This is a genomic window from Paenibacillus sp. Soil522, from assembly GCF_001428245.1.
GTDB lineage: Bacteria > Bacillota > Bacilli > Paenibacillales > Paenibacillaceae > Pristimantibacillus.
The window spans coordinates 129,629-154,988 of record NZ_LMRV01000044.1; the positions used below are offsets into that span (position 1 = coordinate 129,629).

General features: G+C 45.8%; 20 protein-coding genes. 18 read left to right on the forward strand and 2 right to left on the reverse strand.

Translation table 11 applies throughout. The annotated features are described in order from the left end of the window. Positions 1 to 223: 223 nt before the first annotated feature. Positions 224 to 1,114: an ABC transporter permease gene (locus ASG81_RS14335; RefSeq protein ID WP_056635182.1), complete on the forward strand. Its 891-nt coding sequence runs from the start codon at positions 224 to 226 to the stop codon at positions 1,112 to 1,114. A gap of 15 nt (positions 1,115 to 1,129) precedes the next feature. Next, positions 1,130 to 2,020 carry a carbohydrate ABC transporter permease gene (locus tag ASG81_RS14340; protein ID WP_056635185.1) on the forward strand — a complete coding sequence of 297 codons (891 nt, stop codon included), beginning with the start codon at positions 1,130 to 1,132 and terminating at the stop codon, positions 2,018 to 2,020. Positions 2,021 to 2,080: 60 nt separating this feature from the next. On the opposite strand, the gene ASG81_RS14345 is transcribed toward ASG81_RS14340, so the two are convergent. After that, positions 2,081 to 2,497: a hypothetical protein gene (locus ASG81_RS14345; protein ID WP_155971527.1), complete on the reverse strand. Its 417-nt coding sequence runs from the start codon at positions 2,495 to 2,497 to the stop codon at positions 2,081 to 2,083. A 204-nt stretch (positions 2,498 to 2,701) separates the two neighbouring features. Between ASG81_RS14345 and ASG81_RS14350 the strand changes: the two genes are divergently transcribed. The 8 genes from ASG81_RS14350 (at position 2,702) to ASG81_RS14385 (ending at position 13,579) form a co-directional block, all read left to right on the forward strand. Further along, the gene (locus ASG81_RS14350) at positions 2,702 to 4,297 is read left to right on the forward strand and encodes a spore germination protein (protein WP_056635191.1); all 1,596 of its coding nucleotides are present in this window, start codon (positions 2,702 to 2,704) and stop codon (positions 4,295 to 4,297) included. A 50-nt stretch (positions 4,298 to 4,347) separates the two neighbouring features. Further along, positions 4,348 to 5,559 carry a Ger(x)C family spore germination protein gene (locus tag ASG81_RS14355; protein ID WP_056635193.1) on the forward strand — a complete coding sequence of 404 codons (1,212 nt, stop codon included), beginning with the start codon at positions 4,348 to 4,350 and terminating at the stop codon, positions 5,557 to 5,559. Positions 5,560 to 5,574: 15 nt separating this feature from the next. Further along, the gene (locus ASG81_RS14360; protein ID WP_056635196.1) at positions 5,575 to 6,657 is read left to right on the forward strand and encodes a GerAB/ArcD/ProY family transporter; all 1,083 of its coding nucleotides are present in this window, start codon (positions 5,575 to 5,577) and stop codon (positions 6,655 to 6,657) included. 84 nt (positions 6,658 to 6,741) lie between these two features. Then, the gene (locus ASG81_RS14365) at positions 6,742 to 8,550 is read left to right on the forward strand and encodes a cache domain-containing sensor histidine kinase (protein ID WP_056635199.1); all 1,809 of its coding nucleotides are present in this window, start codon (positions 6,742 to 6,744) and stop codon (positions 8,548 to 8,550) included. Positions 8,551 to 8,725: 175 nt separating this feature from the next. After that, positions 8,726 to 10,027, forward strand: coding sequence for an ABC transporter substrate-binding protein (locus ASG81_RS14370; protein ID WP_056635202.1), 1,302 nt, complete (start codon positions 8,726 to 8,728; stop codon positions 10,025 to 10,027). Between the two features lie 99 nt (positions 10,028 to 10,126). After that, positions 10,127 to 11,047 carry a carbohydrate ABC transporter permease gene (locus tag ASG81_RS14375; protein WP_081417343.1) on the forward strand — a complete coding sequence of 307 codons (921 nt, stop codon included), beginning with the start codon at positions 10,127 to 10,129 and terminating at the stop codon, positions 11,045 to 11,047. Positions 11,048 to 11,064: 17 nt separating this feature from the next. Next, a complete protein-coding gene (locus ASG81_RS14380; RefSeq protein WP_056635205.1) occupies positions 11,065 to 11,895 on the forward strand; it encodes a carbohydrate ABC transporter permease in 831 nt (276 codons plus the stop codon). Positions 11,896 to 11,959: 64 nt separating this feature from the next. Next, positions 11,960 to 13,579 carry a response regulator gene (locus ASG81_RS14385; protein ID WP_056635207.1) on the forward strand — a complete coding sequence of 540 codons (1,620 nt, stop codon included), beginning with the start codon at positions 11,960 to 11,962 and terminating at the stop codon, positions 13,577 to 13,579. A gap of 44 nt (positions 13,580 to 13,623) precedes the next feature. On the opposite strand, the gene ASG81_RS14390 is transcribed toward ASG81_RS14385, so the two are convergent. Next, positions 13,624 to 14,181 (reverse strand): helix-turn-helix domain-containing protein, encoded by a 558-nt coding sequence (locus ASG81_RS14390; protein ID WP_056635210.1) that lies wholly within the window; start codon positions 14,179 to 14,181, stop codon positions 13,624 to 13,626. 182 nt (positions 14,182 to 14,363) lie between these two features. On the opposite strand from ASG81_RS14390, the gene ASG81_RS14395 reads away from it, so the two are divergent. The 8 genes from ASG81_RS14395 to ASG81_RS14430 all read left to right on the forward strand — a co-directional run bounded on the left by ASG81_RS14395 (position 14,364) and on the right by ASG81_RS14430 (position 25,351). Further along, a complete protein-coding gene (locus ASG81_RS14395; RefSeq protein WP_056635213.1) occupies positions 14,364 to 15,359 on the forward strand; it encodes a Gfo/Idh/MocA family protein in 996 nt (331 codons plus the stop codon). Then, positions 15,356 to 16,117 carry a sugar phosphate isomerase/epimerase family protein gene (locus ASG81_RS14400; RefSeq protein WP_056635214.1) on the forward strand — a complete coding sequence of 254 codons (762 nt, stop codon included), beginning with the start codon at positions 15,356 to 15,358 and terminating at the stop codon, positions 16,115 to 16,117. Before ASG81_RS14395 ends, ASG81_RS14400 begins: the two co-directional genes overlap by 4 nt. A 13-nt stretch (positions 16,118 to 16,130) precedes the next feature. Then, on the forward strand, positions 16,131 to 16,493 hold the full coding sequence (locus ASG81_RS14405; RefSeq protein ID WP_056635217.1) for a cupin domain-containing protein: 363 nt from the start codon (positions 16,131 to 16,133) through the stop codon (positions 16,491 to 16,493). Between the two features lie 78 nt (positions 16,494 to 16,571). After that, the gene (locus ASG81_RS14410; protein WP_056635220.1) at positions 16,572 to 17,003 is read left to right on the forward strand and encodes an Rrf2 family transcriptional regulator; all 432 of its coding nucleotides are present in this window, start codon (positions 16,572 to 16,574) and stop codon (positions 17,001 to 17,003) included. 191 nt (positions 17,004 to 17,194) lie between these two features. Next, the gene (locus tag ASG81_RS14415; RefSeq protein ID WP_081417344.1) at positions 17,195 to 17,821 is read left to right on the forward strand and encodes an FMN-dependent NADH-azoreductase; all 627 of its coding nucleotides are present in this window, start codon (positions 17,195 to 17,197) and stop codon (positions 17,819 to 17,821) included. A 366-nt stretch (positions 17,822 to 18,187) separates the two neighbouring features. After that, positions 18,188 to 21,688 carry a COG1470 family protein gene (locus ASG81_RS14420; RefSeq protein ID WP_056635226.1) on the forward strand — a complete coding sequence of 1,167 codons (3,501 nt, stop codon included), beginning with the start codon at positions 18,188 to 18,190 and terminating at the stop codon, positions 21,686 to 21,688. Positions 21,689 to 21,990: 302 nt separating this feature from the next. Then, positions 21,991 to 23,790 (forward strand): cache domain-containing sensor histidine kinase, encoded by a 1,800-nt coding sequence (locus tag ASG81_RS14425; RefSeq protein WP_056635229.1) that lies wholly within the window; start codon positions 21,991 to 21,993, stop codon positions 23,788 to 23,790. Then, complete coding sequence (locus tag ASG81_RS14430) at positions 23,759 to 25,351, forward strand: response regulator (protein WP_056635234.1); 1,593 nt, start codon at positions 23,759 to 23,761, stop codon at positions 25,349 to 25,351. Before ASG81_RS14425 ends, ASG81_RS14430 begins: the two co-directional genes overlap by 32 nt. The last annotated feature ends 9 nt before the right edge of the window (positions 25,352 to 25,360 follow it).

A 25,360-nucleotide genomic window follows, 5' to 3' on the forward strand; every position in this document is an offset into this window, starting at 1 on the left:
AGGTGGACAAATGTAGGATGGACAGGCGTATAGATGTTAGAAATGATTGATCAAACGGCTCTCGTGCTTGCTTGATTTTCCTTCATTTCTCTACCTGAATGCCCTCTCGCTATCTATCACGGAAAGAAGTACATCGCGTTTATACTGAACTAGAAGCATCTGCATAAGAGCACTTGCACTGATCCGGCATCTCTCTACAACGAAAACAAGGAGTGACAGTATTGTGAAAAATAAAGGATTAGCAAAACATTACTATCTCATGCTTCTCCCGGGGTATGCATGGTTGATAATGTTTAGTATCGTACCGATGTTCGGGGTACTTATTGCTTTTCAGGATTATCAGCCTGTACGCGGCGTGTTTGGCTCGGAATGGATCGGTTTAGAAAACTTCGAATATATGTTTGCGCTTAATGACAGTAAAATCATCTTTTTTAATACCATTTTTATCGCACTAATGAAGATGGTGGCGCATCTTATTGTACCGGTTATTTTTGCTCTAATGCTAAATGAATTACGGGTCGCCATCTTCAAAAGATGGGTGCAAACTTTAGTCTATTTACCACATTTTCTGTCTTGGGTCATTCTCAGCGGGATTATAATGGATGTCTTCTCCTTTACGGGCCCGGTTAACAACATGTTGTCGGTATTCCATATTGATCCGATTCTATTTATGGGCAAACCAGAGTTGTTCCCGTATCTCGTTGTCGGGAGTGATGTATGGAAAGAGTTTGGTTTTAATACCATTATTTATTTGGCAGCTTTAACAGGAATCAATCCCTCTTTATATGAAGCGGCGGCACTAGATGGAGCAAATCGCTGGCATCGGCTCAGGCATATTACGGTTCCAGGTATCGCGCCAACCGCTTTGCTGCTTCTAATCTTAAGTCTAGGAAATGTACTGAATGCCGGATTCGATCAAATCTTTAACTTGTATAATCCGCTTGTATATTCCACCGGCGATATTATTGATACCTGGGTATACCGCGAAGGTCTGTTGAAATTGCAATATGGTTTGGCTACGGCCGTCGGTTTGCTAAAATCCGTTGTGGGCTTTATCTTGATCACATTATCTTATTACCTTGCCAATCGATTTACAAATTACCGGATCTTTTAACGAAGGAGCATTGAAATGATTAGAGAAACGAGTGCCGCCTCCAAAATATTCGATTTAATCCTTATTATCTTATTAGTTGCCATTTCACTTCTATGTATCCTTCCTATCTGGTACACATTGATGGTTTCCCTGAGTCAAAAATCTGCAGCTGCAGCCGGTATCGTCAGCGTATGGCCGATAGGGTTCAATCTGAATTCATACATGCAAATTATGAAGGATGCTGTTTTTTTTAACTCATTCTGGGTATCCATTCAACGTGTTGTATTGGGGGCTTCCCTCAGTTTTGTAGTTACGGTGTTTATGGCGTACCCGTTATCCAAGAGCACCAAAGAGTTTCGTTTAAGAAACGTCCTTATGTGGATACTGGTGTTTATGATGCTGTTCAGCGGAGGGCTTATCCCGCTCTATCAAACTGTGAAGGCATATGGACTCATCGACAGCGTTTGGGTATTGGTGCTGTCAGGCGGCTTACCCATGTTTAATGTCATTCTGGTCCTGAATTTCTTCAGGAACTTACCTAAGGAGCTGGAAGAATCCGCTTTTGTGGATGGAGCAGGACCGTGGTATACCCTGATTAAGTTAATTATACCTTTATCCGTACCGGTATTAGCCACAGTTACACTGTTCAGCATAGTCAGTCACTGGAATGAGTTTTTCAGCGGTTTGGTTTTTATGACGAAGCCAGATAATTATCCGCTGCAAACCTATATTCAACAGATGGTCGTTCAGATGGATTTGACCACGATTAACAACGATCCTGAAACGTTGAAACGCTTAAATGAGCTATCCAACCAGACTCTGAATGCGGCAAAGATCTTTATTGCCATGATTCCAATTCTAGTGATCTATCCGTTCTTGCAACGATTCTTTGTTCATGGGATTACGCTTGGATCGGTCAAGGAGTAACGGTATCGCCCACAAATGTCTTACCTGATGTGATCAAATTCCTTGATCTATCAGGTTTTTTTATTTGGTTCGATCAGTACTATTGCCAGTCATAACCCCGAAACCTATGATTTGAATTGTGATCGATGCACACATGAATTTAAGTAGAGGGGGACGGCGGATGAAGGGGCAAATGACCAGCCGAATGTTATTTTCTTGTGAGATACTATCATTTGCTAACCAAAATAAATTTTGGGGACGCTTGGCATATTCGCTCAGTAAATCTTGATTCGGAAAATCTTCTGTAGACGTAAAGCCGAGATTGCTGATCATCCAATCGTGCTCCAGGTTTATTAGCCTCGTATCGGCCACACCCTCAATAGAATGAAGATTATACAAGCCTTTGGAGAGATTGTTGATCGTTTGGAAATCATGATTGTGCAAATCATCGTATAGAAAGTCGCTTACCAACGATGAAAAGGCCAACGCATTATACATATTCAAGAATGCTTTTTCTGATGTGTCATTATAGATTTGAAGGAATCTATGAAATGAAAGCAGGCCAGCCTCAACCGAGGATGGGCTGCTTTTGCACTTTTAGCCTCTTCACACGTTTACGGTACAAACTGTTTTCAAGTATGGTTTATAAAAACCAAGCCGATAATGGTTGTGATTACATTTGACTTCTAGGTGGATGCAAAGATGAACAAATGGTTGCAGAAGTTGTATGCACGAATACAAAAGTTTGATCAGAACCAAGATTCACAATCAAACAGCAAACAGGCCGAAACGGTTTCAGGCGACCTGCAGCAAAATATTAATTACATTTTAGCGTTAACTGGGAACAGCTCGGACTTTAACATTCGTAAGTTTCAAGGGGCTTATGGTTTGCCCATGGCTATTATTTATATAAATGGTCTAACCGATACCGAAGTGATTAATGATAACATCATGAATCCGATCCTGTCCGATGCAGATGCAAACACGGTTAAAAAAGAAAATTTATCCGATATGTTTGGTTTTATTAAAGATAAAGTTCTTACTGTAAATGCCGCTAATACGGTGAGTAAAATAGATGACTTAATATCGGCTTTGTACAAAGGGGATACCGTGATTCTCGCAGACGGCTGGAATCAAGCTATTTCTGCAAGCTCTGCCAAATGGATTCAAAGAGGGGTAGAAGAGCCGTCTTCTCAATCGGTTATTCGCGGTCCAAAAGATGGATTCACCGAGGATATAAGCACGAATGTAGCGTTACTTCGGCGCAGAATCAAAAGTCCGAATCTATGGAAAGTCGACCGGAAAATCGGAGTAGTGACACAAACTGACGTTAGTGTTATGTATCTTAAAGGGACCGCCGATGATTTAGTTGTGAAGGAAGTGCTCCAAAGGCTTGATCGCATTGAAATAGACGGCATACTGGAAAGCGGCTATATAGAAGAATTTATACAGGACCAAACCTTTTCCCCTTTTCCTACAATCATAAACACAGAACGTCCGGATACGGTTGCGGCTTCTATCTTAGAAGGGCAGGTTGCCGTCTTGGTGGATGGAACACCCTTTGTTCTTGTGATGCCTATTACCTTTCTCAAATTCTTCATTGCCAGCGAGGACTATTACCAGAGATTCGATATCTCCTCGTTCTTGCGGCTTTTGCGTTTTTTTGCGTTTATCATTTCTATGCTGCTGCCTTCCTTATATATTGCAATAACGACTTTTCATCAAGAAATGATACCGACGACCCTCTTGGTTAGTCTTGCAGCACAAAGGGAAGGGATTCCTTTTCCGGCATTCTTTGAGGCATTATTGATGGAAATCACGTTTGAGGTGCTAAGGGAAGCTGGGGTTCGAATGCCTAGAGCCATCGGTTCCGCAATTTCTATCGTTGGAGCTCTTGTTTTGGGACAGGCAGCAGTTGAAGCTGGTATTGTGTCCGCAGCCATGGTAATCGTGGTAGCCTTTACGGCGATCTCCAGCTTCGTCGTCCCGGCGTTTAATATATCGATTGCCGCAAGATTAATTAGGTTTATACTCATGCTTCTTGCCGCAGCCCTAGGATTGTTCGGGATTATGTCGGGTCTCTTTTTTCTCTTGATCCACATGCTGTCTCTACGCTCTTTCGGTGTTCCTTACATGACACCATTAGCACCTTTTGTACCTAATAACCTAAAAGATACGATCATAAGGGTGCCTTGGTGGATGATGGTTACCAGACCGCGCCTTTTCGCTAAAAACAATTATGTGCGCCAAAACGTAAACGCACGTCCGGAACCTTCCGACATGGAGAAGGAAAAGTAATCGTCTGAAATTTTTCAACAGGGATACGGACATCAAAAGGGGATTAGGAAATGAAGCGAGGGAACATCCTGTTGTTGATCATCATCATGTTATTAGTTAATAGTGGTTGTTCGAACCATATTGAACTAAACAAGCTCGGGATCATCAGCGCAATAGCCTTTGATTTAGATGAACGTAATCAATGGGTATTGACCTTTCAAGTTATTATACCGAAATCAACCTCGAGTAAAACCGGTGGCGGTTCCCAGTCTCCGGTTACCGTCTTCTCAACGAAAGGAAAGACCGTACTTGAGGCCATTCAGAAGAGTGATTTAGAGACCCCTCGCCATCTCTTTTTTTCTCATACGCAAGTTATTATTATCAGCCAGCGTGTTGCTGAATTCGGAATCAGCCAAATACTGGACGCTTACTTAAGAAGCTATGAATCAAGGGAAACAGCAAATGTTCTAATTTCGAATATAGACGCTCAGAATGTACTCGGGATCCTTGCGCCTTTAGAAAACATTCCCGGAAACGCGATTAACAATTTGTTAAGTAGACAAGGAGACAAACAAATCAACATCATTCAGTCCAAGTTACATGATGTGATTTCTACAATGACAAATCCTTCAGCTAGTGCTACTTTGCCGGAAATCAAAATCGGGGGCGAGACAGAGAAACAAAATTCTTTAGATGCACTTAAACAAACTCGGAATTACGCAACATTGACATTGGATAGAGTGGGGGTGTTTAAGCGGGATAAATTTGCAGGCTGGTTAAGCCGGAAAGAAAGCCTCGGCATCCCCTGGATAACAGATCAATTAAAAAGAACGACCATCGTCTTTTCTTGTGAAGGGGAGAGCGGCAGCGAACAGCTATCCTCCTTTTTAGTTGAAGTATCTCACACAAAACGAAGACCGAAAATTTCGAATGGCAAGTTGTTCATGAACGTAGAAATTGAAGCCAAAGGAAATCTGATTGAAACGGCATGTAATCTGGACCTGAAAAAGTCTAAAACCTTAAAAAAACTGGAAAAACATATCCAAGAGAAAATAAAAAATGATGCGGAATATTCCTTTCAAGCTCTGAAAAAAATGAAAGCAGATGCATTGGGCTTCGGAGACGCATTTCACAAGTTTTATCCACAGGAATGGAAAAAGCTAAGCATGAACTGGGAGAATGAGTTTACGGAAATAAAAATGGACGTAAAAGTTAATGCAACAATAAGGCGGACCGGAATGATTGATGATTCCTTTTCCAAGATTTCTGGTAAAAAAGAATGAGAAATGAGGCTTCATATGGAACAAATCAGCAAATATCAGTTGGGTTCGATGATTATCTTATTTCAAATTGGAAGCACGCCTTTATTTGAATTAGGAATCAAAGCCAATCAAGACGCATGGTTAGTTGTTGTTACTAGCATGCTGCTGGGATTAATGCTGCTTTTTCTTTTTTTGGCGATCCAACGAAGGGAACCAGAAAAAAATATGAGTCAGTTATTAACTCAATATTTCGGTTCCTTTGCGGGGAAGTTTCTCTTATTGCTCTATGTCGTGTTCTTTGCTTACGAAGCCATGCGAAATGTGCGCGATTTCGGGGATCTTTCCCTCTTTACCATTCTTCCGCATGGCCCCATTTCCGTTATTATGATCATTATGATGTCGTTGTCGATCTATTCGGTTTACAAAGGAATTGAAGTCTTTTTTCGGTTTGCCGAATTTATCGTGATAGGAGTGCTGTTATTTTATCTGATCTTGATTATCATGCCATTTATTTCGGGAATTGTGCACTTGGATCGTCTTCTTCCGATTATGGAAAATGGAATTCAACCCGTTTTAAAAAATAGTTTACTTCATGAAGTCTGGATGCCATTTGGCCAAATGGTCGTTTTTCTTATGTTTTGGAGCTATGTAAACGAAAAGAAAGAAATGGCTAAAACGACGGTTAAAGCTTTTTTTGTTTCGAGCATGGTTGTCCTTCTCTCTAACATCATAAATCTGATCGTTCTGGGGCCGGAATTAATTAAAATTAGTACGGTACCTTTATTGCAATCCGTACAGCTCATTCAGATCGCTGAAATATTCGAGCGTTTTGACGCGCTTGTTATTTTGCTTTTTTATGCGGGGATATTTATCAAAGCGACACTATGGTATTTAGCAGCCTTGCTTGGTCTGTCTCAGTTATTTCGTATAGATTATAGACGGTTTGCCATTCCTGTCGGAGCAATTATTTATATCACTTCACTTCTCCCTACAAGCTGGCAATCGCATCTGGAGTTTGGGCATTTCATCACGGATCAATTACATATTAATAAGGTTTTCATCGCCATTATTCCTGCCCTTCTATATATGATTATGATGATTAAATCATACAAGAAATAATGAAACGAGTGTCTTTTTGTCGACAATTTAATCAGACCATGAAATAATAGATCCACATTTCTTACTAAGGGTGGTGCTGGATTTGTGAGATCGTTTCTGCCTTCTTTGCCTGCCTTTAGCTTAAGGGCGCGGCTGACGTTTTATTTCATCACGTTGATTATAATTTCGCTTACGGTCATGGGAGCAGGCTATTTTATGAAGAGCTCCGACGTCATTCTGGCAAACGCAAGCGAAACGTCGCTGGGTCTGGTCAAAATGAGCAATCGATCCATAGACGCCACATTGGCCCAGGTAGAGCAAAGCGCGATTAACATGCACCTGGACGAAGAGCTTTTTACTTTTTTTAATAACACCAGCCTTGAAGACAGAAGCGATGCCGACCGTAGGATTACGCGCGTTCTCAATAAATATTTTCCTTCTACGGAGGATGTGTTTTCGGTCAATTTGGTTACGAAGGAATACACGTTCGGTGAAACCCCGAACTTTTGGATTCCCAAAAAGGATTATGCCTTATCCAATATTTATCAGATTGGCCAGCGATCCACGGCAAACACAAGATGGATTCCTACTTACAACCTGCTTGAACAGTTTTATTCGACCAGCCTCACATATACGGAGAAGGATCAATACGTTTTTACCGCCACCAGGCGGATGAACTTTACAGCAGTACGGAACAATTTGCTGAGGGAAATGGGAGAAAACGTAGAGCGCCCGATCCTCATCCTGAACTTTCAAGAGACGATGATTAAAAAGGCATTTAAGGAGAGTCTGACGATTGAAGGCTCTTTTTATCAGATGTTCACCGAAGATGGCATGATTGTGTCTGCCTCTGGGTCGCTTCACGATCAGGCTGCGGTAAGCCAGGATTGGATCCGTTATGCGGCTGCGAAGAGGAGCGGTACGGAATATATCGAGATCAATGGCCGGAAGATGGTCGTTTGCTTTGACACCGTTAACGTTACAGGCTGGTTATCCGCTGTATTTATTCCTTACGACAACCTAAAGAAAACCGTTCCGAACATGTCTGCCTATATGTTTTATTCGACGATCTTCATCATTCTGATCTCGGTTGTCCTAGCCTCCTTTATATCGGGGAGAATAACCCTGCCGTTAAAAAGGCTTCTGCGGGCCATCCATCGCATTGGGGAAGGCAATTTCGACAGCAAAATCGAACCGACAGGCACGATGGAGCTTAACGTCATCATTCACAAATTCAATCAAATGAACGATAAAATCCATACTCTGATCGAGGAAAACTATAAGACGCAACTGAAAGAAATGGAAGCGGAATTGAAGGCGCTCAATTTTCAGTTCAATCCGCATTTTCTTTATAATACGCTTAATATCATTAATTATTTGGCGATTGAGAACAAGCAAAAGCTGATCAGCAATATGCTGGTCGATCTATCGGAGATGCTTGAATATACCGCCAAAAATCCGGGCAGGGTAAGCTTCAAGGAAGACCTCGCCTACTTACAGAACTATGTCTTCATCATGAACCAAAGGTTTGAGGGGAAATTTACGATATCGTATGAGATGGATCCCCAGTTATTCCATTATTCCGTACCGAAATTTTTTCTGCAGCCTTTTATAGAGAATTCACTGATACACGCTCTTGATGAGATGGAGGAGGGCGGAGTAATTAAAGTATCGGGACGAATCGAAGGGCAACTTAGAGTTTTCACCATTGTGGATAACGGGAAAGGAATGGATCCGGACACGATCCGCCGTGTGCTCGAGTCAGAGGATATTCCGAAAGATAAATTTCAATCCATAGGGATGACGAACGTGAACCAACGGATCAAAATGCTTTACGGGCATGACTATGGCATTCATATTGAATCGCAGAAAAATCATGGGACGACCGTTACGATACGGCTTCCTCTCAGCTAATTGGATCAGGCGAGAATGGCTATTGACGCCGCCTTGCCTGATTTTTTTATGGAAATGTGCTTTTGAAAGTGTTTTCAGTGTTATTGTCCACTAATTTACGTTTTTTAGAGTAGGTTAATTCCATTAATCCTATTATGATGAAAGCGTAATCAAAAAACGTTTAGGATGGTGTTATATGAAAAAGGGGATCATTACCGCAGTACTTGCCACAATGCTTATTACCGGCTGTTCCTCCGGAGGCCAAACGAACGAAGCGGCTTCTGAAGGGAGCGGCGGAAATGCAAGCAATGAAGTAGTTGAGCTTAACTTCTGGCGTCCGCAAGCGGGCGAGGCGGAGGATAATGTTTATGTAAAGCGGATAGAGGAGTTCAACAAAGCTTATGAAGGCAAGATAAAATTGAAGATGGAAGTCATTACAAGGGGCAATTCTTTCGCTTATGAAGATAAAATCAATGCGGCTGTAGCATCCAATACGCTTCCGGACGTCATTGCGATGGACGGGCCCAATATCGCCAATTACGCGGCTTCGGATATTATTATCCCGCTGGATGAATATTTCACCGAGGAGGACATGAATGATTTCGTACCGTCCATAGTCCAGCAGGGCATGTATAAGGAGAAATTTTATGCGCCAGGATTGAACGAGTCTTCCGTAGTGTTGTTTTACAATAAGAAAATTATGGAAGAAAACGGGATCACGCCGCCTGACAAAATAGAAGACGCATGGACATGGGACGAGTGGTATGACGTCATGAAGAAAACCTCCAAGGACGGCATTTTCGGAACGAATATGATTAACGATAAGGGCGAATGGATGACATATGCGTTCGAGCAATTGTGGATCTCGGGCGGAACGGACCTCGTAAACGACGAAGGAACAAAGGCTGACGGATTCGTTAATAGCGAGCAAGGCATGGAAGCCGCCGCTTTCCTGCAGAAGCTCGCGAATGAAAAACTGTTCAACATCGACCCGAAACCGACAGAATTCGAAGAAGGAAAAGCGGCCACCAAGCTTGGCGGTCCTTGGAATATCCCTGGATTCAAAAACTATCCGGACCTGGAATGGGGCATTACCTATTTCCCTAAGAAACCGGGTGGCAACTCGACCGCACCTTCCGGCAGCTGGGCTGTAGGCGTCTCGGCGGACAGTGAGCATCCGAAGGAAGCGGCGGAAGCGGTGAAATGGCTTACGAACAAAGACAGCTCCACAGAGCTGGCGAAAGCGACAAGCATGCCGGCCAGCCGTAAATCTGCTTTCGAGAGCATGTCGGAATACAATGAACTGCCGCTCCGAATCATTAAGGAGCAAGTGACGACGGTCTCGAACGCAAGACCGGTAACCCCAGCTTATCCCGTGCTGACGCAAAAGTTTGCCGAAGCTTTGATCGATATTATGGTGGGCGCCGATGTGAAGAAGTCGCTTGATAATGTGGCAACCATTTATGATGAAGAATTCAAGAGAAACTTTGCCGAATAGGCGTTAAGTAGAGAATGAATGGTTGCGGCAGCGGGAATAGCCACAAATGCTCCTGCGCCGCACCTTTCATTATTTTTGGAGAGAGGGAGATTAGACGATATGCAAACTGCATGGGGTGTAGTTGAACATAAGATCAAGCAGGCGTCACTCAGGCGGCAGAAGAGAAGGGAAAGTGTCGTTGGTTATTCTTTCATTGCGCCTTCGGTAATATTGCTTCTGGTGTTTCTGGTGCTGCCGTTTATGTTTGCGGTCCTATTCGGCTTCACCAAGTTCAACTTGCTTCGGCCGGATAAGATCCAGTTCATCGGATTAGATAATTACAAGCTTCTTTTTCAGGACAGCTTATTCTATAAGTCACTGTTCAACACATTATATTTTACCGTCATCGTCGTTCCTGTCCAATCCGCTGTGGCGTTTATGCTTGCCCTCTTGGTCAATCATCAGTTAAAGCTGCGGAATGTGTATCGAATCGCCTACTTCAGTCCGGTTGTGACCTCCATGACCGTTATCGCTATATTGTGGATTTCTCTCTATAATCCGAATGAAGGATTGATCAATTCAGCCCTGAATTTTTTCGGAATCCCGAAACAACCCTTCCTGAGAAGCGCGGATCAGGCGATGCATTCGATTATCTTTATGTCGGTATGGCAGGCGGCCGGCTATCAAATGATGATTTTTCTCGCCGGCCTTCAGGGGATCTCCAAGGATATCTATGAAGCCTCATCTATAGACGGGGCGAACAGGTTCCAGCAGCTGCGTTTCATTACAATTCCAAGTTTGTATAACGTGACTGCGTTTGTGCTGACGATTACGACGATTCAAGCGGTGAAGCTGTTCGTGCAGCCGTACATTATGACGAACGGCGGTCCCGAAAATACGACGCGGACGCTGGCCTTGCTCATTTACCAACAAGGCTTCCAGTTTAGGAACGCTGGATATGCTTCGGCCATATCCGTCATTTTCTTCCTTATTGTCGTCGTTATCTCTTTTTCCATGAAAAAATTTTTTAGAGATAAATAGCGGGAGGGTCGTTACGTATGACAGATCGAACAGCAAAACGGTTTCTAAATATAGCTAACATAATCATGTCGCTTTTGTTCATTACCCCATTGCTATGGATGGTGGTTTCATCGTTTAAGCCTGAAACTCAGATTTTCGCGGACTTAAGCTCCTTGAAAGCATTGCTTCCTCTACATTTTACGTTTGATAATTATATAGCCGCTTTCGACCGGATTCCGATGATGAAATATTTGTTTAATAGTTTATTTTATGTTACGGTCACTTGTGTAAGCGGATTGGCTGTCAATTCCATCTGCGGTTATGCGCTTGCCAAGCTGCAATTCAAAGGCAGGGAATTCGTCCTTATGGCCGTCATTGCGCTAATGATTGTGCCATTCGAGAGCATCCTGATGCCGATGTATTTCATCGTGAACAGCTTGAAGTGGGTGGACACCTGGTATGCATTAATCGTTCCTTTTGTAGCGAATTGCTTCAGCATCTTTATGTTCCGCCAATTTTTCATGGACGTTCCCAATGAAATACTGGAATCGGCCGCTATTGACGGTTCATCGCCGATGAAGACATTTATAGCCATCGTCGTTCCATTATCGGGGCCTGTCTTCGCGACCGTTTTTATCCTTGATTATATTAATCACTGGGGCGATTTCATGTGGCCGATCCTGGTCACAACGGGAGAATCGCTGCGGAACATTCAATTAGGGATTCAGACCTTTTTCACACTTCCGCCTATCTATTACGGTCAGATTATGGCAACCCTTACGTTTACTACCGTTCCAATCATTATTCTTTTTCTGATGTTGCAAAAATATTACGTGCAAGGAATAACGAGCGCGGGCATAAAAGGGTAAATGAACGGCCTTATGGTAAAATGAAGCCAACATATGACAATCGTTAGGGTAGGTGAGAATCATCTTGAACAAGATAATGGTCATCGACGATGAGGCTATTCAGCGAAGGGTGCTCGGGAAAATGATTCGTGAAGTCCTGCCCGAATGCGAGGTTATTGAGGCAAGCAACGGAAAGGCTGCCCTGGATTTGCTCAAGTCACATTCAATTGATGTTGTTATCACGGATATTAAGATGCCGATCATGAATGGTTTTGCATTCATTGAGCATGTGAATGAAACGGACGCCCATACGAAAATTATCATTCTTAGCGGATACCGCTACTTTGAATATGCACAAAGAGCCGTCCAGCTCGGTGCATTCGATTATTTGCTGAAGCCGGTGAAGGAAGAGAGTATAGAGCAGCTGTTGAATAAAGTAGCGGAGACCATCCGAAAAGAAAAAGTGCAGTCCATAGAACAAGAGACGATCAAAAATCAATTGCACAGCAGCTTAAGCGTCTATTATGATCACTTGCTGCATGAGTGGATAAACAACGGGTTGTCAGAGCCCAAGTTAAAAGAACTGAAAACCAAATTTAAACTGGGCAATAACGGTTTCAGCGTTGTTACAAGGATTTATGATACCGATCCTGAACATTTATCCGAAGGCCAATTAGAGGAAATCAGAAACGCCATGCCTGACAGGTTGGAGAATCTTATTGGTTTGGACGGCAGGGCTGTTTCTTTTTTTTCGACGGAGGATAAAAGAAGCCTGATTACCGTGATGACTGCGGAGACTTACACGGATGCCGAAGCAGATAAGATGCTGGTTTCCTTAAAGGATTTCAGTCGCCAGTTGTCAGAGCAATACAATTGCTTGTTCATCATTGGTGTGGGCGGAGTACGTTCGAATTTTTTGCAGGGCGCGTTAGATTCTTATAAAGAAGCGCAAGCAGCTGTTTGCTTCCGTTATTTTCTCAGCACAGAGCGTGTAATCCGCTATAAAGATATTTCGGGCAAGATTAAGCCCATGCTTTATGATTTTATGAAGGATGAGGAGCTTCTCAAAGAGTACATCCGAACAATGAAGAGCGAATCCATGATCAACCATGCCGAAGCGCTGTTCAATCGGGTCATCGACAACGGTTTCCCGTACCCTGACCAGTGGATCAAGTCGGTTGTTCATATGGTTTATCATATAGCGCCGGTTATTTCGGATTTCGTTAGCGATGATGAATATCAACAAACGTTAGCGGAAATCGAGAGACTGCTCACGACGGCTGCAGATTATGGCGATTGTCAAAAAAAGTTTACGGATATTCTCATTCACTTCATGACGATCATCAAAAGCAATCGCACGAAAAAGCATGAAATGGTGATCGAGAAATGCAAAGCCTATATCGACACTCATTACATGGAGGATTTGTCCTTAGAAACGGTATCCAGCCAGTTATTTTTTAGTCCCAATTATTTGAGCATCATATTGAAAAATCATTTGGGCATGGCCTATTCGAAATATTTAACGGAAGTTCGATTAAGGAAGGCCGTTGAAATGCTCGAGAACCGGGATAACAAGGTGTATGAAATCGCCGCCAAAGTCGGATTTAAGGATGAAAAATATTTTTATCGCGTATTTAAGAACAGATTTGGCGTTACGCCGGACGAATACCGCAAGAGTCATCACTGTTTTGATAATCGTCAGTAACGAGCAAGGCGGCAGCCAGGGAGGGGGCTGCCGCGTTTTTTATTTCAATCCTCAGAAGATTTTTCTTCCGTAAATATGGCCAAATATTTCACCTGCGGCGACAACGGGATAACGAGGTGTTCCTCCAAGGAATTAAAGTATACGCCGTCTCCGGCATTCATTTCATATTCCAGGCTGCCAACCTTGTATTTCATTTTGCCGGAGAGCACAAAGATGAACTCCTCCCCTTCATGGGAAAATACGTGGCTCTTGACCTCGCCTTTCTCTGCGATAAATAGATACGGCTGCATCGTCTTGTCCCTTCGTCCCGATGCAAATGCATAGAAGGAATAACCGTTGCTCGTCTTGATCCATTTATCAGCATCATCATATTCCGCTGCGCTTGTAAACACGGTTCCATTGCTTACATCGGGTTCAAGCAGGTCCGACACCTTCACGCCAAGCGCTCCGGCGATTTTCATGAGTGTCGCAACGGCGGGCATGGTGCTGCCGCTTTCGATCTTGGACAGCATGCTCTTCGTGAACCCGCATGCGCCCGCAATCTCATCTTGTGTTCGCTTCTGCTCCTTGCGAATCAAACGGATTCTCTTTCCTAATTCCATGTCCATACCTCATAACTTAAAAGTTTATCGTCATTCAACTTTACCCATGTTAGTGTAAAAAAGCTAGTCCATGAACGATTGCCATGAAGAAAACGATTGCAGAAATGCCCGGCCTATGCTATATTTACGCTAATTCAACTAGGTTGAATATAAGTTAATTAAATTGAATGAGGTGAACGGAATTGAAGAAGTTTAATGTCGGTCTGATCGGGGCGGGCGGTGTAACCGAACTGCATTTGGAAGGTTACAAGGGCGATCCGGAACGTATTGCATTTACCGCAATCTGCGATCCGAACGAAGAAATACTTAAGCATCGGGCAGATAAATATGGCATTCCCCAGCGATTTACGAATCTGGATGACTTCATCCGGGAAAGCGGTGTCGATGTCGCAGTCGTCTGTACGCCTACCTCGATCCGCAAGCAAATTGTTCTGCCGCTGCTAGAAGCGGGATTTCCGTTGTTTGTGGAGAAACCTTTTTCCGATACACTCAGCGATGCCGTAGAAATTACGGAAAAAGCGAAGCAGCTTGGCATCCCGGTTGCCGTGAATCAGAACTTCAGACGCCATTATACATTCGATACCGTTAAGAAAATTGTTGCTGAGAATACGATTGGAAAAGTAACCATGATTACCTTCAATAATATGTTTTACCGTCAAGACACCGGTTGGCGGCTGGATTGTGAACGGCATGCGTTGTCCGTTATGGGGATTCACTGGTTCGACGGGTTCCGGCAGGTTCTCGGGTGCGAAGCAGAATCGATCGTCAGCATGATGAGCTCTTCTGCGTCAATCGACTGCAAGGGAGAAACAGACGCAACCGTGCAGATTAAATTCGAGAATGGCGCCATTGTTACATATACACAAAGCTTCTCCTCTAGGATAGGCAGGACTGAAATGATCGTGATCGGCGAAACGGGCACGCTTCGCTGCGACCACGGCAGCGTTGAGCTTTTCCGTAATGGCGACAGGGAACCGTCTCAAAGATGGGAAAATAACTGTTCCAGGGAAGAGAACAGTCTGGAAAATATCAAACAGCTGTTAACCTGGATCGAAACGGGCGTAGAGCCGGCTAACAGCGCGGAGGACAACCTGAAGATCGTGGCAATGCTCGAAGCAGCTTATACGTCAGCGAAGGAGAACCGGATCGTCCAGTTGAGAAACGGAGTATTGATATGACGGTGAAGTTTGCTTTCTCAAGGCCTACCGCGACAGACGAGGAACGGAATCGGCTATTTACCGGGTACAGGCCAGCCGGATATGGGGGATTGCAGCTCAAGTCCGGCCAATATGCGCCTTATCTGAAAGTGCCTGAGCGTTTTCTGGAGGAGTGGGGCCATCTGGACGGCGTCGGTTCCGCCTTGATTACCGGAGGAAGCCTAAATGAACAAGGAATAGATGAGCTGCGGGAACGATTTCATTTCGGCAGGATGATCGGTTCAGAATTAATCGTATTCTGCCACGGCGTATCTAGAAGCAAGGTGACGGCAGAGGATATTCGCAAGTTTGCGGATATATTGTCAGAGCTGGGGCAGGAAGCGCAGCAGCACGGTTTAAAGCTTTCGCTGCATCATCATTATGATCAGCCGGTCATGTACAGGGAGGACTTTGACATTTTCTTCGATCGCGTGCGGGAAGGAACTGTCGGGTTAACAATCGATACCGCTCATTTGGTTAAGTCGGGACACGCAGATTGCCCAGAGCTCATTAGAAGCTTTAAGTCTGTCATTGACAACTACCATATGAAGGACTTCGCTAATGGGGAGTGGCAGATTCTTGGCCGGGGGGAGATCGAGTTCCCGCAAATTTTCAAGGCGATCAGGGACAGCGGCCACAGCGGATGGATATCGGCTGACGAGGAAAGCGGCGGAGGGATCGATGAAGGATTGGCGGAATGCTTATCTTTTCTGAAGAGCGGATTTGGGAAACAATCGTAGGAGGAAAATAGATATGGCAACAATCAAGGATTTGCGCAAGCAGGATGAAGGTCGGATATTGCCGATGGACTGGGGAAAGATCCAGTGGCTATGCGGAAAGGAAATTGACCCGGAGGCGGAAATGACGTTCGGCATGGTTTATATTGATGCCGGCAAAGCAAACACCAGGCACATCCATCCCAATTGCGAGGAAATTATATTCGTTTTAAGCGGCGAATGCGACCACTCGCTCGGGGATGAGGTGTTCCATTTGGAGCCGGGTATGATGCTGCGGATTCCAAGAGGCGTTCCGCATCATGCTAAAGTGACCAGCTGGGAGCCTTGCCGCATGATTATCGCGTATTCCGCGCCTGACCGGCAGACGATCGGAGAATAGTGCAAATTGCAGTACCTATGGACTCCTCCTTGTTTTCTTGTGTGAGATTACGATACACTGAAATAAGGAGGGATTGCTATGAGTTTAAATCGCAGCATCCAAATCGGTCCAGCTAAGTTCGGCATCGCCGTTCATGCCCTCATTTGGCTCGCGCAAAGCGGAGGGACTCTGTCCAGCGCGGCCATTGCCAGCCAAGTCAATTCCCATGCCACATTCCTGCGGAGGGTACTGGCGCTGCTCGTTCACTCGGGTATAGTTGAAGCGAAGGAAGGAAGGGATGGCGGATATTTTCTAAAACGCTGTCCCAATCAAATTTCGCTCGCGGATGTATTCATGGCCGTGAAATCGGAATGCGGCGAACAGGATATGCATATTGATTGCGGTACTGCAGGTAAACAGATCGATGCGAGGCTGGAAGCGATTATGGAGGAAGTACAATGGAAAACGGTTACGCTGCTCAAGCAGTACACGTTAGATGACGTGATGAAAGATATTGATTTTACCAATTAAGTATTAATAAATAATTGGCTTGCAATGTTTCTTCAAAAGTTATAAACTGAGCTTAGGTTTATTGCAGTTAAATTTTTAACTGCATTTTATTTTAAACTATACTGTGCCTTTGTTCAGCTCAGTATAATTTGCCGGGGAGTAGGCGCCGCTCCTTTGAGTCAGTACCCATTTTAAAACGGAGGATAACACTTATGGCAAAGATATTACTAGTTAAAGCAAACGACAGACCTGCGGAGCAAGCCGTCAGCGTCCAAATGTACGAAGCTTTTTTGAAAACATACAAAGAAAGCAATTCGCAGGACCAAATAACGGAGCTGGACCTTTATAACGTGGAGCTTCCATATTACGGAAATGCTGCCATCACGGGTCTTTACAAGGCAGCACAAGGATATGAAGCAACGGCAGCAGAACAGCAGGCTGCGGAAATAGTGAATCGCCATTTGAACCAATTCCTGGAAGCAGACAAAATAGTATTCGCATTCCCTCTCTGGAACTTAACGGTTCCGGCGCCGCTTAACACCTACATTTCCTATTTAACGCAAGCAGGCAAAACGTTCAGGTATACAGCGGAAGGCCCTGTAGGACTGGTTGGCGAGAAAAAAGCTGTCCTTCTCTGCGCGCGTGGCGGAGACTATTCATCGGAATACATGGCCCCGATGGAGATGGGCTTGAACTACGTGAAAAACATAATTGGCTTTTGGGGAATAAAAAACGCTGAGGTTGTCGTCATTGAAGGACACAATCAATACCAAGACCGTTCGGCGGAAATTATCGCATCCGGATTAAGCAGAACTGCTGAACTGGCAGCAAGCTTTTAATCCTGTGCTTGTCCCTTAGTAGAAGGTATCGTATTGACCCTGATTTGCCGGTCGTTTTGTTCAAATATAAGAATTTATAAGTTTCACATTTATAAATAAGCTTATATTTCACCGCGAAACGAGCTGTTGCCGCCAAAGGACGGCGACAGCCGTTTACGCTAGCGTCGTCCATTAGAAAAATCCAGTCGCAGCAAAGCTTTGCTGTGATTGGATTTTTCTATTTTTCAAATAGGATGAAAATTTCGCTTAATCCATATGCGCATTGCTTAAGAAACTGCACAAGACTCTTAAAAAGGAGCATATGTATCAGTCATTTTCTTGTGCTAATCTTTAAAAAGCATAGCATAGAGAAGGATGGTGGACGATTTGGAAACACAATGCGCGACAATCGACCTCATGGAGTGGGACATTCTTCATGAGGGTTATCCGAATAGAAGAGCGTCGAATGAAGCGGGAATTCTGATTATTCCGGCTGACAGCGTTAATTTTCAATATCCTGGCGTGCAAGAGCCGAATAACTGGTATTTGCGCGGTTTTGAAGAGAAGAATGATTTTAGCGTCGATCTAAGAGACTGGCACTTTCTTGAGCTGGAAGTGGAGCTGCCGGCCGATGGTTTGTTCGAGCTGAAGGTTGAGGTCGGTTTGCTGCTTAATAAAAGCCCTATGCCAGAACAAGCGGAGTTTACAGCAGTCCAATGCCTGGTGGCTGGACGAGGCAGGCAGACCGTTACATTCCCGCTCAATCAGTTTGACGATAAGAAATCATTATCGGGAAAATGGAAATTTGTCCGGAGCATCCGAATATCCGGTGAATGGAAGACCGGGGGCTCGAAGGAGCCCTTTATGGTGCTCCGAATGGAGCTGAAATGCAGGCAGGCCATTCATATCAGCGCGCCGGTCCGCTCCAAAGCCGTACCAGCGGGAGAAACAGCCCAATATGAAATGACCGTTCACAATTGTACGGGCCGAACGCAGCCCGTAACATTTATTTGCGAGAAATACGGGTGGGAAACGATGACCGTCGAACTGGACCCGCCCTTCCTGTTGATGGAGCCTTGGGAGACGAAGCAGCTCCGGGTCAGCGTAAACGTTCCGGAGAAGGTCGCTCCCGGCGGCCATGAAAGGCAAAAAATTACAGCGATACCCGGGGGACAAGGGGCTGCCGTCGATGCTTTGGAGCTGTTTACTCTCCGGTCACTGCCCCGCCCCTATGTGAAAATGACTGAACCGGAGTGGGAAGGAGTACGGGAGAAGGCACAAAGCCATGAATGGGCCGGAGAGCTACTGGCCATGTACGAACAACGAGCGGACAAATGGATTGTACCCGAAATCCATGACGGTCTTTATTTGTTCGAGACTCATCACTCGCATGAAGCCGAAAATGCGGCCATCGTCTGGAAGGTGACGGGCAGACGGGATTTGGCGGAAAAAGCGGCGATGTTCCTGCGCCGGCTCATTGACCCGGCGAAAGGTTATCCGGCAACGCGGAGAGCCAGCCATCAGGAGCTGGTTCATGAAGGCGAATTGTTCAAGCATGCAGCGGTTGTCTATGATTTGATTTACGATTCGGGATTGCTGTCGGAGGAAGACCACGCCAATGTGGAGAGAACCTTCCGCTTATTTATTGAGCTGATTGATTGGGCGCTCTGCAAGGGAGTGATTTCCAACTGGACGCTCGCTGAAATGATCGGCGCCTTATACTGCAGCCAGACACTTCAGGATTATGAACGGATGAACCGCTTTCTTTACGGAACCGGCGGCTTTACCGATCATTTGTCCAAAGGCACCTTGGACGACGGCTGGTGGTATGAATGCTCGGTCGGCTACAACCTCATGGGAGCGGGATTGTTCTCCGAGATGACGCAGAGCTGCAGGCCTTGGGGCATCAATTTGTCCGAAATCTGGGTGCCGGCCCATTATTACGATCAGGTTACTCCCGGAGGGAAACCGGATATTGACGGCCTTTGCGTCGATATTTGGGGACCCAGCCGCAGCAATTACCGTTCGATAACCCAGCTTTGGGACAGTCTGCTGCCTTTCGCGGATTACCGCGGCATTCTCTTCGGTATCAATGATTCCGCCGAATCCAAACTTCCGGGCATTTCACCAAGGGGCTATATGGATGGCCGTTTCGATCTGGCTTATTACCTGTACCGCAAGCCTGAGTATGCCGACATTCTCCTGACCTGCGGTCTTGCGGACCGGGATCTGCTGTACGCCGTCCCCTGTCTGAAGCAAAGCGAATCCAAGCCGTATCTTTCTTCGGCCTATGCGGACAATGCCGGCGCAGCCGTTCTTCGTTCGCAAACCGAAGGAAGAGCACCCCGCGAACAGATTCAAGCCGTTGTAAAATACGGCTCTCACGGCGGGGCGCACGGCCACTATGACAGGGTCAGTTTGCTCTCCGTTATGCGTTATGGGAGAAGCTTCTATAACCCGGAAAGCATCTGGTACAACTACCATACCTTTATGTATAAGTTTTACGTGCAAAATTCCATTACCCACAATATGGTCATCGTGGATCAGAAGCTTCAGGACCCGGCGGAGGGGCAAAGGCTTCTGTTTCATAGCAGCGGGTTATTCCAAGCCTGCGCGGTGGAGAACAAAGCCCGTTGGTCCCATCCCCCTTATGGAGGCTGGCGGGTAGACGGGGATAAGACCTTTGCTGAGCGCAACTGGAACGAGGGCAGATACGTGCCCGTTCCGGACGAGGCTCCGGAATACTCGAAACGTACAGCCTTTACGGAGCCGGTCCTGCAGCGCCGTATGACCGTCGTCACCGACGATTATGTCGTTTTGTTCGATTATATGAGCGGGGAAGAGGAGCATACTTATGACTGTTTGTTCCACTGCAAGGGATTGATCACTCTGGAAGCGGACAAAAAACGTCACAAAGCGCATACGGAGCAGTTTAGCGCTGATCCGCTGGGAAGCGCCCAATTCATTACCGATTGCGATTGGTATGACATGTCGGGCACCGTGAAAGCCAAGTTCGAGATGGGCTTCGGACAGGGCTACGACAATAGGGCGAACCGGACGGCATGCAACGAGGACGGACCTCTGAGCATCGATCATTATACGGTTTGGCCGCCTGAGGTAGAGATGATCGTCGGCGCGGACCCGGAATTCTTCCAGGTGCAGAAACAGCTCCATTATACGGTAGCGGGCGACGGCCAAACACTTGCCGGCGGGAAGTTTGGGGCATGGATTTTAGGGAGAGACGATCTGGACGTTGCTGTGGAAGGGATCGAAATGCTGGAGCTCCGGGTCCGAACGGATGAAGCATACGGCGAGCATGGCATCATGAACAAGTCGGAGAAGACGATTTTTTGGGGAGACCCTTACATTGTAACAGAGGAAGGAGATATCCGGTATTTGGCGGATTTGCCAATCCGCTATAGCAACACTGACCAAGGAAACGGGGTTGGGGTGGATTACTTCGGCGGTCCCGTGAAGCTTAGGGGCAAACGGTTTGACCGGGCGGTGCCCGCGAACCCTGCGGAATTGGGCCGGGAAGGCGTTATTGCCGTGGATTTATCAGGCTTAAAAGCGGTACGGTTTGTCGCTTCTATCGGGGGTGATTTCCCCTTGGGAGATGAGACGTCCAGGCGCAAAATGTTAAGCGCCCGCGCTGTCGGCAAAAGCGCGCGTTTTGTATCTGTGATCGAAACCTATGAACGAGCCGCTATGATTACGAAAGCTGTAGCGGCATCTGCCAATGAGATCAAAGTGGAGCTTTCGGACGGCAGGGTACAAATCATTAAACTATCCGGATTTGACAGGGATGGAGATGTTTTGTCCGTACACCTCCAAGAGATCGGCGCGGACGGCACAATGATCCGCCAAGAAATGACAGGCGACCGATGACAAAGAAAATAGCTATTGGCTTAGAGCATAGCGGATAAGCAAGCGAAAGAGGCCACCATCGGATCATACAATCCGGCGGTGGTCTTTTTGAAAATATAAGAATTTATAAGTTTCACATTTATAAATACGCTTATATTTCACCGCGAAACGAGCTGTTGCCGCCAAAGGACGGCGACAGCCGTTTACGCTTGCTCTTAAAAAATCGCAATTATGCCATTAATTACTTCATTTCCTGCCAGGTGCTATATCGGTTATGATAAGGTGGAATACCTATTTGTACATCATGTCCGGGGGATAATTTCATGATCAAATGGACGACGATACGGCATAGTATCTTTTTCAAGTTTTCGCTGGCTTTTCTGATCGTTGGGATGATTCCTCTCCTTGTGCTTAGTGCGCTGTCGCTCAATCAATTTACCGATCAGGTTGAGCGCAATACCGAGAACAATTTTAAACAAATGGTGCTTTATCTGAGTAAAAATGCGGATGATATTTTTCGCAATTACAATGAAATTTCCAAAAACATGTACTATAATCCGCAAGACATTACCGATCGGCAGGGCATTACGCTGGGAGAGGAAATCAATCGTCTCGGCAGGATAAATCTCACGACGATCAATGATTTCTTGAAAACGATACTATTTAGCGATACGCATATTGAGAACGCTTTATTCGTTCGCACTTCCGATCAAGCCGTCTTTAACCAGTCGCGCGCCAACCAGATGCTCGACTCGAATGAACCCTTCCCGCCGGTCAGCTGGGCCTATACGCTATCCGGAAAACAGAAGCAGCTCGTTGTTTTTCCTCCGCATCCCGAGACTTACTTTGGCTCGACGAGACCGGTGATTACATTTGCGCGCAACTTAAACGACACTTCCGGTAAACTCGGTCCCGAAGCAAATGTGCTTGGCACGCTCTATTTCGACGTCGATCTCGATATCTTCGATAAGCTGTTTCAGCAGGTTGTGCTTGATCGAAGGGATGAAGTGTATGTGATTGACGGCAATGGTTATATTCTCTATTCCAATCAAGGAGACAAGCTCGGGAAGCGATTCGACGAGATGGCAGCCCAAAGAAGCGGAACCAAGATGCTTTACTCGGAGCCGATACCGTTCATTGGCGGACAAGTCATCGGGCTGGTATCCAAGGCGGATTTTTACGCTTCTTTGACTCAGATCAGATCAAATGTGATTATTGCTTCCGCGATATGTCTGCTCGCGCTGCTCGCCCTTGGCGCTTTATTTTCAAGGACGTTCACTAGGCCGGTTCTCGATATTATGCGGCTGATGGTACGCGTCGAGTCGGGACATCTTGAAACCGGTATCATGACAACGCGCAAGGACGAGATGGGGCGGCTTGCACATGGCTTCAACCGGATGATCGAGCGGCTTCAGTTGTTTATCAATGAGGCTTATGTAGCCGAGATCAAAAGCAAGCAGGCGGAATTGAATGCGCTGAAGAATCAGATTCAACCTCATTATTTATACAACACATTGGAAGTAATCCGCATGAGCGCCGTAGCCGACGATTCATTGGAGGTAGCGGACATGATCCATGCCTTGGCGGGCCAGCTCGAATACGTGATCGACTTCGGCGAAGAGTGGGTTACCGTTCAGCGGGAATTAGAGCACTTGAAAAATTATTTTCATCTGATCGAAGTAAGGTTCGACCGCCGGATCGACCTGCAGATAGACTTGAAGGAGGAAGATGCGGAAGCGCTTATTTTGAAGCTGTCCATTCAACCGCTTGTCGAGAATGCGGTGCATCACGGCATCCGTCCAAGAAGAGGGAAAGGTACCGTGCTTGTTACGATAGAGAAATCAGGTGCGGACGGCTTGGCTGTTACGGTTTATGACAACGGTATCGGGATGGATTCAGAAACGCTCGCCCGGCTTCAGCGTCAATTGGCAGAGGGCGAGAGCGCGACGGGGAAAAGCATCGGCCTCAAAAATGTGCATGCACGGATACGTCAGGCATGCGGGGAACCGTACGGGATTACGATCGAGAGCAAGCCGGAAATCGGTACTTCGATTCGAATGCTGTATCCGCTGCAAAGGGAGGAGCTGCGATATGAGAAAAATAAAAGTTTTGCTGGCGGATGACGAGCCTGTCATTTTGAGGGGACTTCGTAAGCTGCTGCAATGGCATGAACTTGGCCTCGAAATCGTCGGCGAGGCCTATGACGGGGAAGAATTGCGTCAAATGATAGATACGACTGAACCAGATTTGATTATTAGCGATATCAGCATGCCCGGGTGCACAGGCATTGATATCATTCGCGAAATTCATGACACGAACCGGAATATAAAAGTCGTTTTTATCAGCGCTTATCGTGACTTTTCCTATGCCCAGGATGCGCTGCTATACGGAGCAATCAGTTACTTGGTCAAGCCCGTTGATAAAAATCAATTGGAGCATGCCGTTCAGAAAGTGATCCGGCTTATTGGCGACCAGTCGCAAAGAGTCCGCGAGAAAGAAATGGCCGTGCGATTCGAGATAGAAAAGCGAAACGATTCCATTGAAGAGCTGCTTGTGCGATTGGCAGATGGCGATAAAAGCGCATCAGTCCAATTGAAAAAAATGGGAGTCGTTTCTCGGAGTAAATATATGACGGTGTGCTTCGGTGAATTGGACGGTGTTAGGAGTGACGGGAATAACCGCTTGGAATCGGGGCGGAAATTACTCGATTTTGCTATTTCCAATGTCCTTGTAGAATCCATTTCACAGACTGACTCCGGCATTTATTTCCGGAAAGGCGATCTGCACGGCATTTTTCTCCAACATGACCGTCTGGAAGATGCATTATCTTTATCGCGGGACTTCCATGATAAGCTGAATCGATATGTGAAGGTCAGCTTTACGATTGGTGTCGGAAAAGCAGTTGAAACGTTGGAGGAGGCAGACATTTCCGCTCATTTTGCGATGAATTCCTTGCAAGGCAGATATTTCTCAGGATGGAACCGTGTCATTGAAGGACAGCAGCCTAAAGCGGATTCGGAGGTCAAAAGCCGAATAAACGATTTGCTGAAGAAGCTTGTGACCGCTTTGATCAATCCCGCCCAAGGAGATACGGATGAAAAGGTAAGCGAACTGATGGAATCGTTTCGAATGCTTGCGCCCGGCGGCAAACATGCCGCAGTGTCTGCTGTGTATGGAGCAATCACCTATATACGGCAAGAATTGAAGGATTTCGGCATTTCCTCGGGAACAACCGATTTGGACGATCACGAGCTTCTCGCGAGGCTGGACCGCTTCCAAAATTTCGAGCAAATGGCCGTGCACGCAAGCGAAATAATCGAAGAGATTCGCCGCGAGGCTGCCGCCAAAATAGGCAATAAGGAAGTTATGCAGCTCGTGTCGGTCAAATCCTATATCGAACAGCATTATGCGGAGAACATTACGCTGGAATCGATGGCTGCGCTTGTTTATATGAATCCTTATTATTTCAGCAGTTTCTTCAAAAAGCATACCGGTGAAAACTTCAAGCAATACCTAACCGAGGTTCGGATGAAAAATGGAATGCGCTTATTAATGCAGAGCGATTTGATGGTGTATGAAATCGCAGACCGGATCGGGTACAATAATCCGCGGCAGTTCAGCGATACTTTCAAAAAGAGGTACGGCAAGCTGCCTCTTGAATACAAACAGTCGATAAATCCATAAGAAGGACCA

Bases quoted from the DNA above. Each gene is read 5' to 3' on its own strand.
- ASG81_RS14340 (WP_056635185.1), top strand. From the start codon at position 1,130: ATGATTAGAGAAACGAGTGCCGCCTCCAAAATATTCGATTTAATCCTT.
- ASG81_RS14345 (WP_155971527.1), bottom strand. From the start codon at position 2,497: ATGTATAATGCGTTGGCCTTTTCATCGTTGGTAAGCGACTTTCTATAC.
- ASG81_RS14350 (WP_056635191.1), top strand. From the start codon at position 2,702: ATGAACAAATGGTTGCAGAAGTTGTATGCACGAATACAAAAGTTTGAT.
- ASG81_RS14355 (WP_056635193.1), top strand. From the start codon at position 4,348: ATGAAGCGAGGGAACATCCTGTTGTTGATCATCATCATGTTATTAGTT.
- ASG81_RS14360 (WP_056635196.1), top strand. From the start codon at position 5,575: ATGGAACAAATCAGCAAATATCAGTTGGGTTCGATGATTATCTTATTT.
- ASG81_RS14370 (WP_056635202.1), top strand. From the start codon at position 8,726: ATGAAAAAGGGGATCATTACCGCAGTACTTGCCACAATGCTTATTACC.
- ASG81_RS14375 (WP_081417343.1), top strand. From the start codon at position 10,127: ATGCAAACTGCATGGGGTGTAGTTGAACATAAGATCAAGCAGGCGTCA.
- ASG81_RS14380 (WP_056635205.1), top strand. From the start codon at position 11,065: ATGACAGATCGAACAGCAAAACGGTTTCTAAATATAGCTAACATAATC.
- ASG81_RS14390 (WP_056635210.1), bottom strand. From the start codon at position 14,181: ATGGAATTAGGAAAGAGAATCCGTTTGATTCGCAAGGAGCAGAAGCGA.
- ASG81_RS14400 (WP_056635214.1), top strand. From the start codon at position 15,356: ATGACGGTGAAGTTTGCTTTCTCAAGGCCTACCGCGACAGACGAGGAA.
- ASG81_RS14405 (WP_056635217.1), top strand. From the start codon at position 16,131: ATGGCAACAATCAAGGATTTGCGCAAGCAGGATGAAGGTCGGATATTG.
- ASG81_RS14410 (WP_056635220.1), top strand. From the start codon at position 16,572: ATGAGTTTAAATCGCAGCATCCAAATCGGTCCAGCTAAGTTCGGCATC.
- ASG81_RS14415 (WP_081417344.1), top strand. From the start codon at position 17,195: ATGGCAAAGATATTACTAGTTAAAGCAAACGACAGACCTGCGGAGCAA.
- ASG81_RS14425 (WP_056635229.1), top strand. From the start codon at position 21,991: ATGATCAAATGGACGACGATACGGCATAGTATCTTTTTCAAGTTTTCG.
- ASG81_RS14430 (WP_056635234.1), top strand. From the start codon at position 23,759: ATGAGAAAAATAAAAGTTTTGCTGGCGGATGACGAGCCTGTCATTTTG.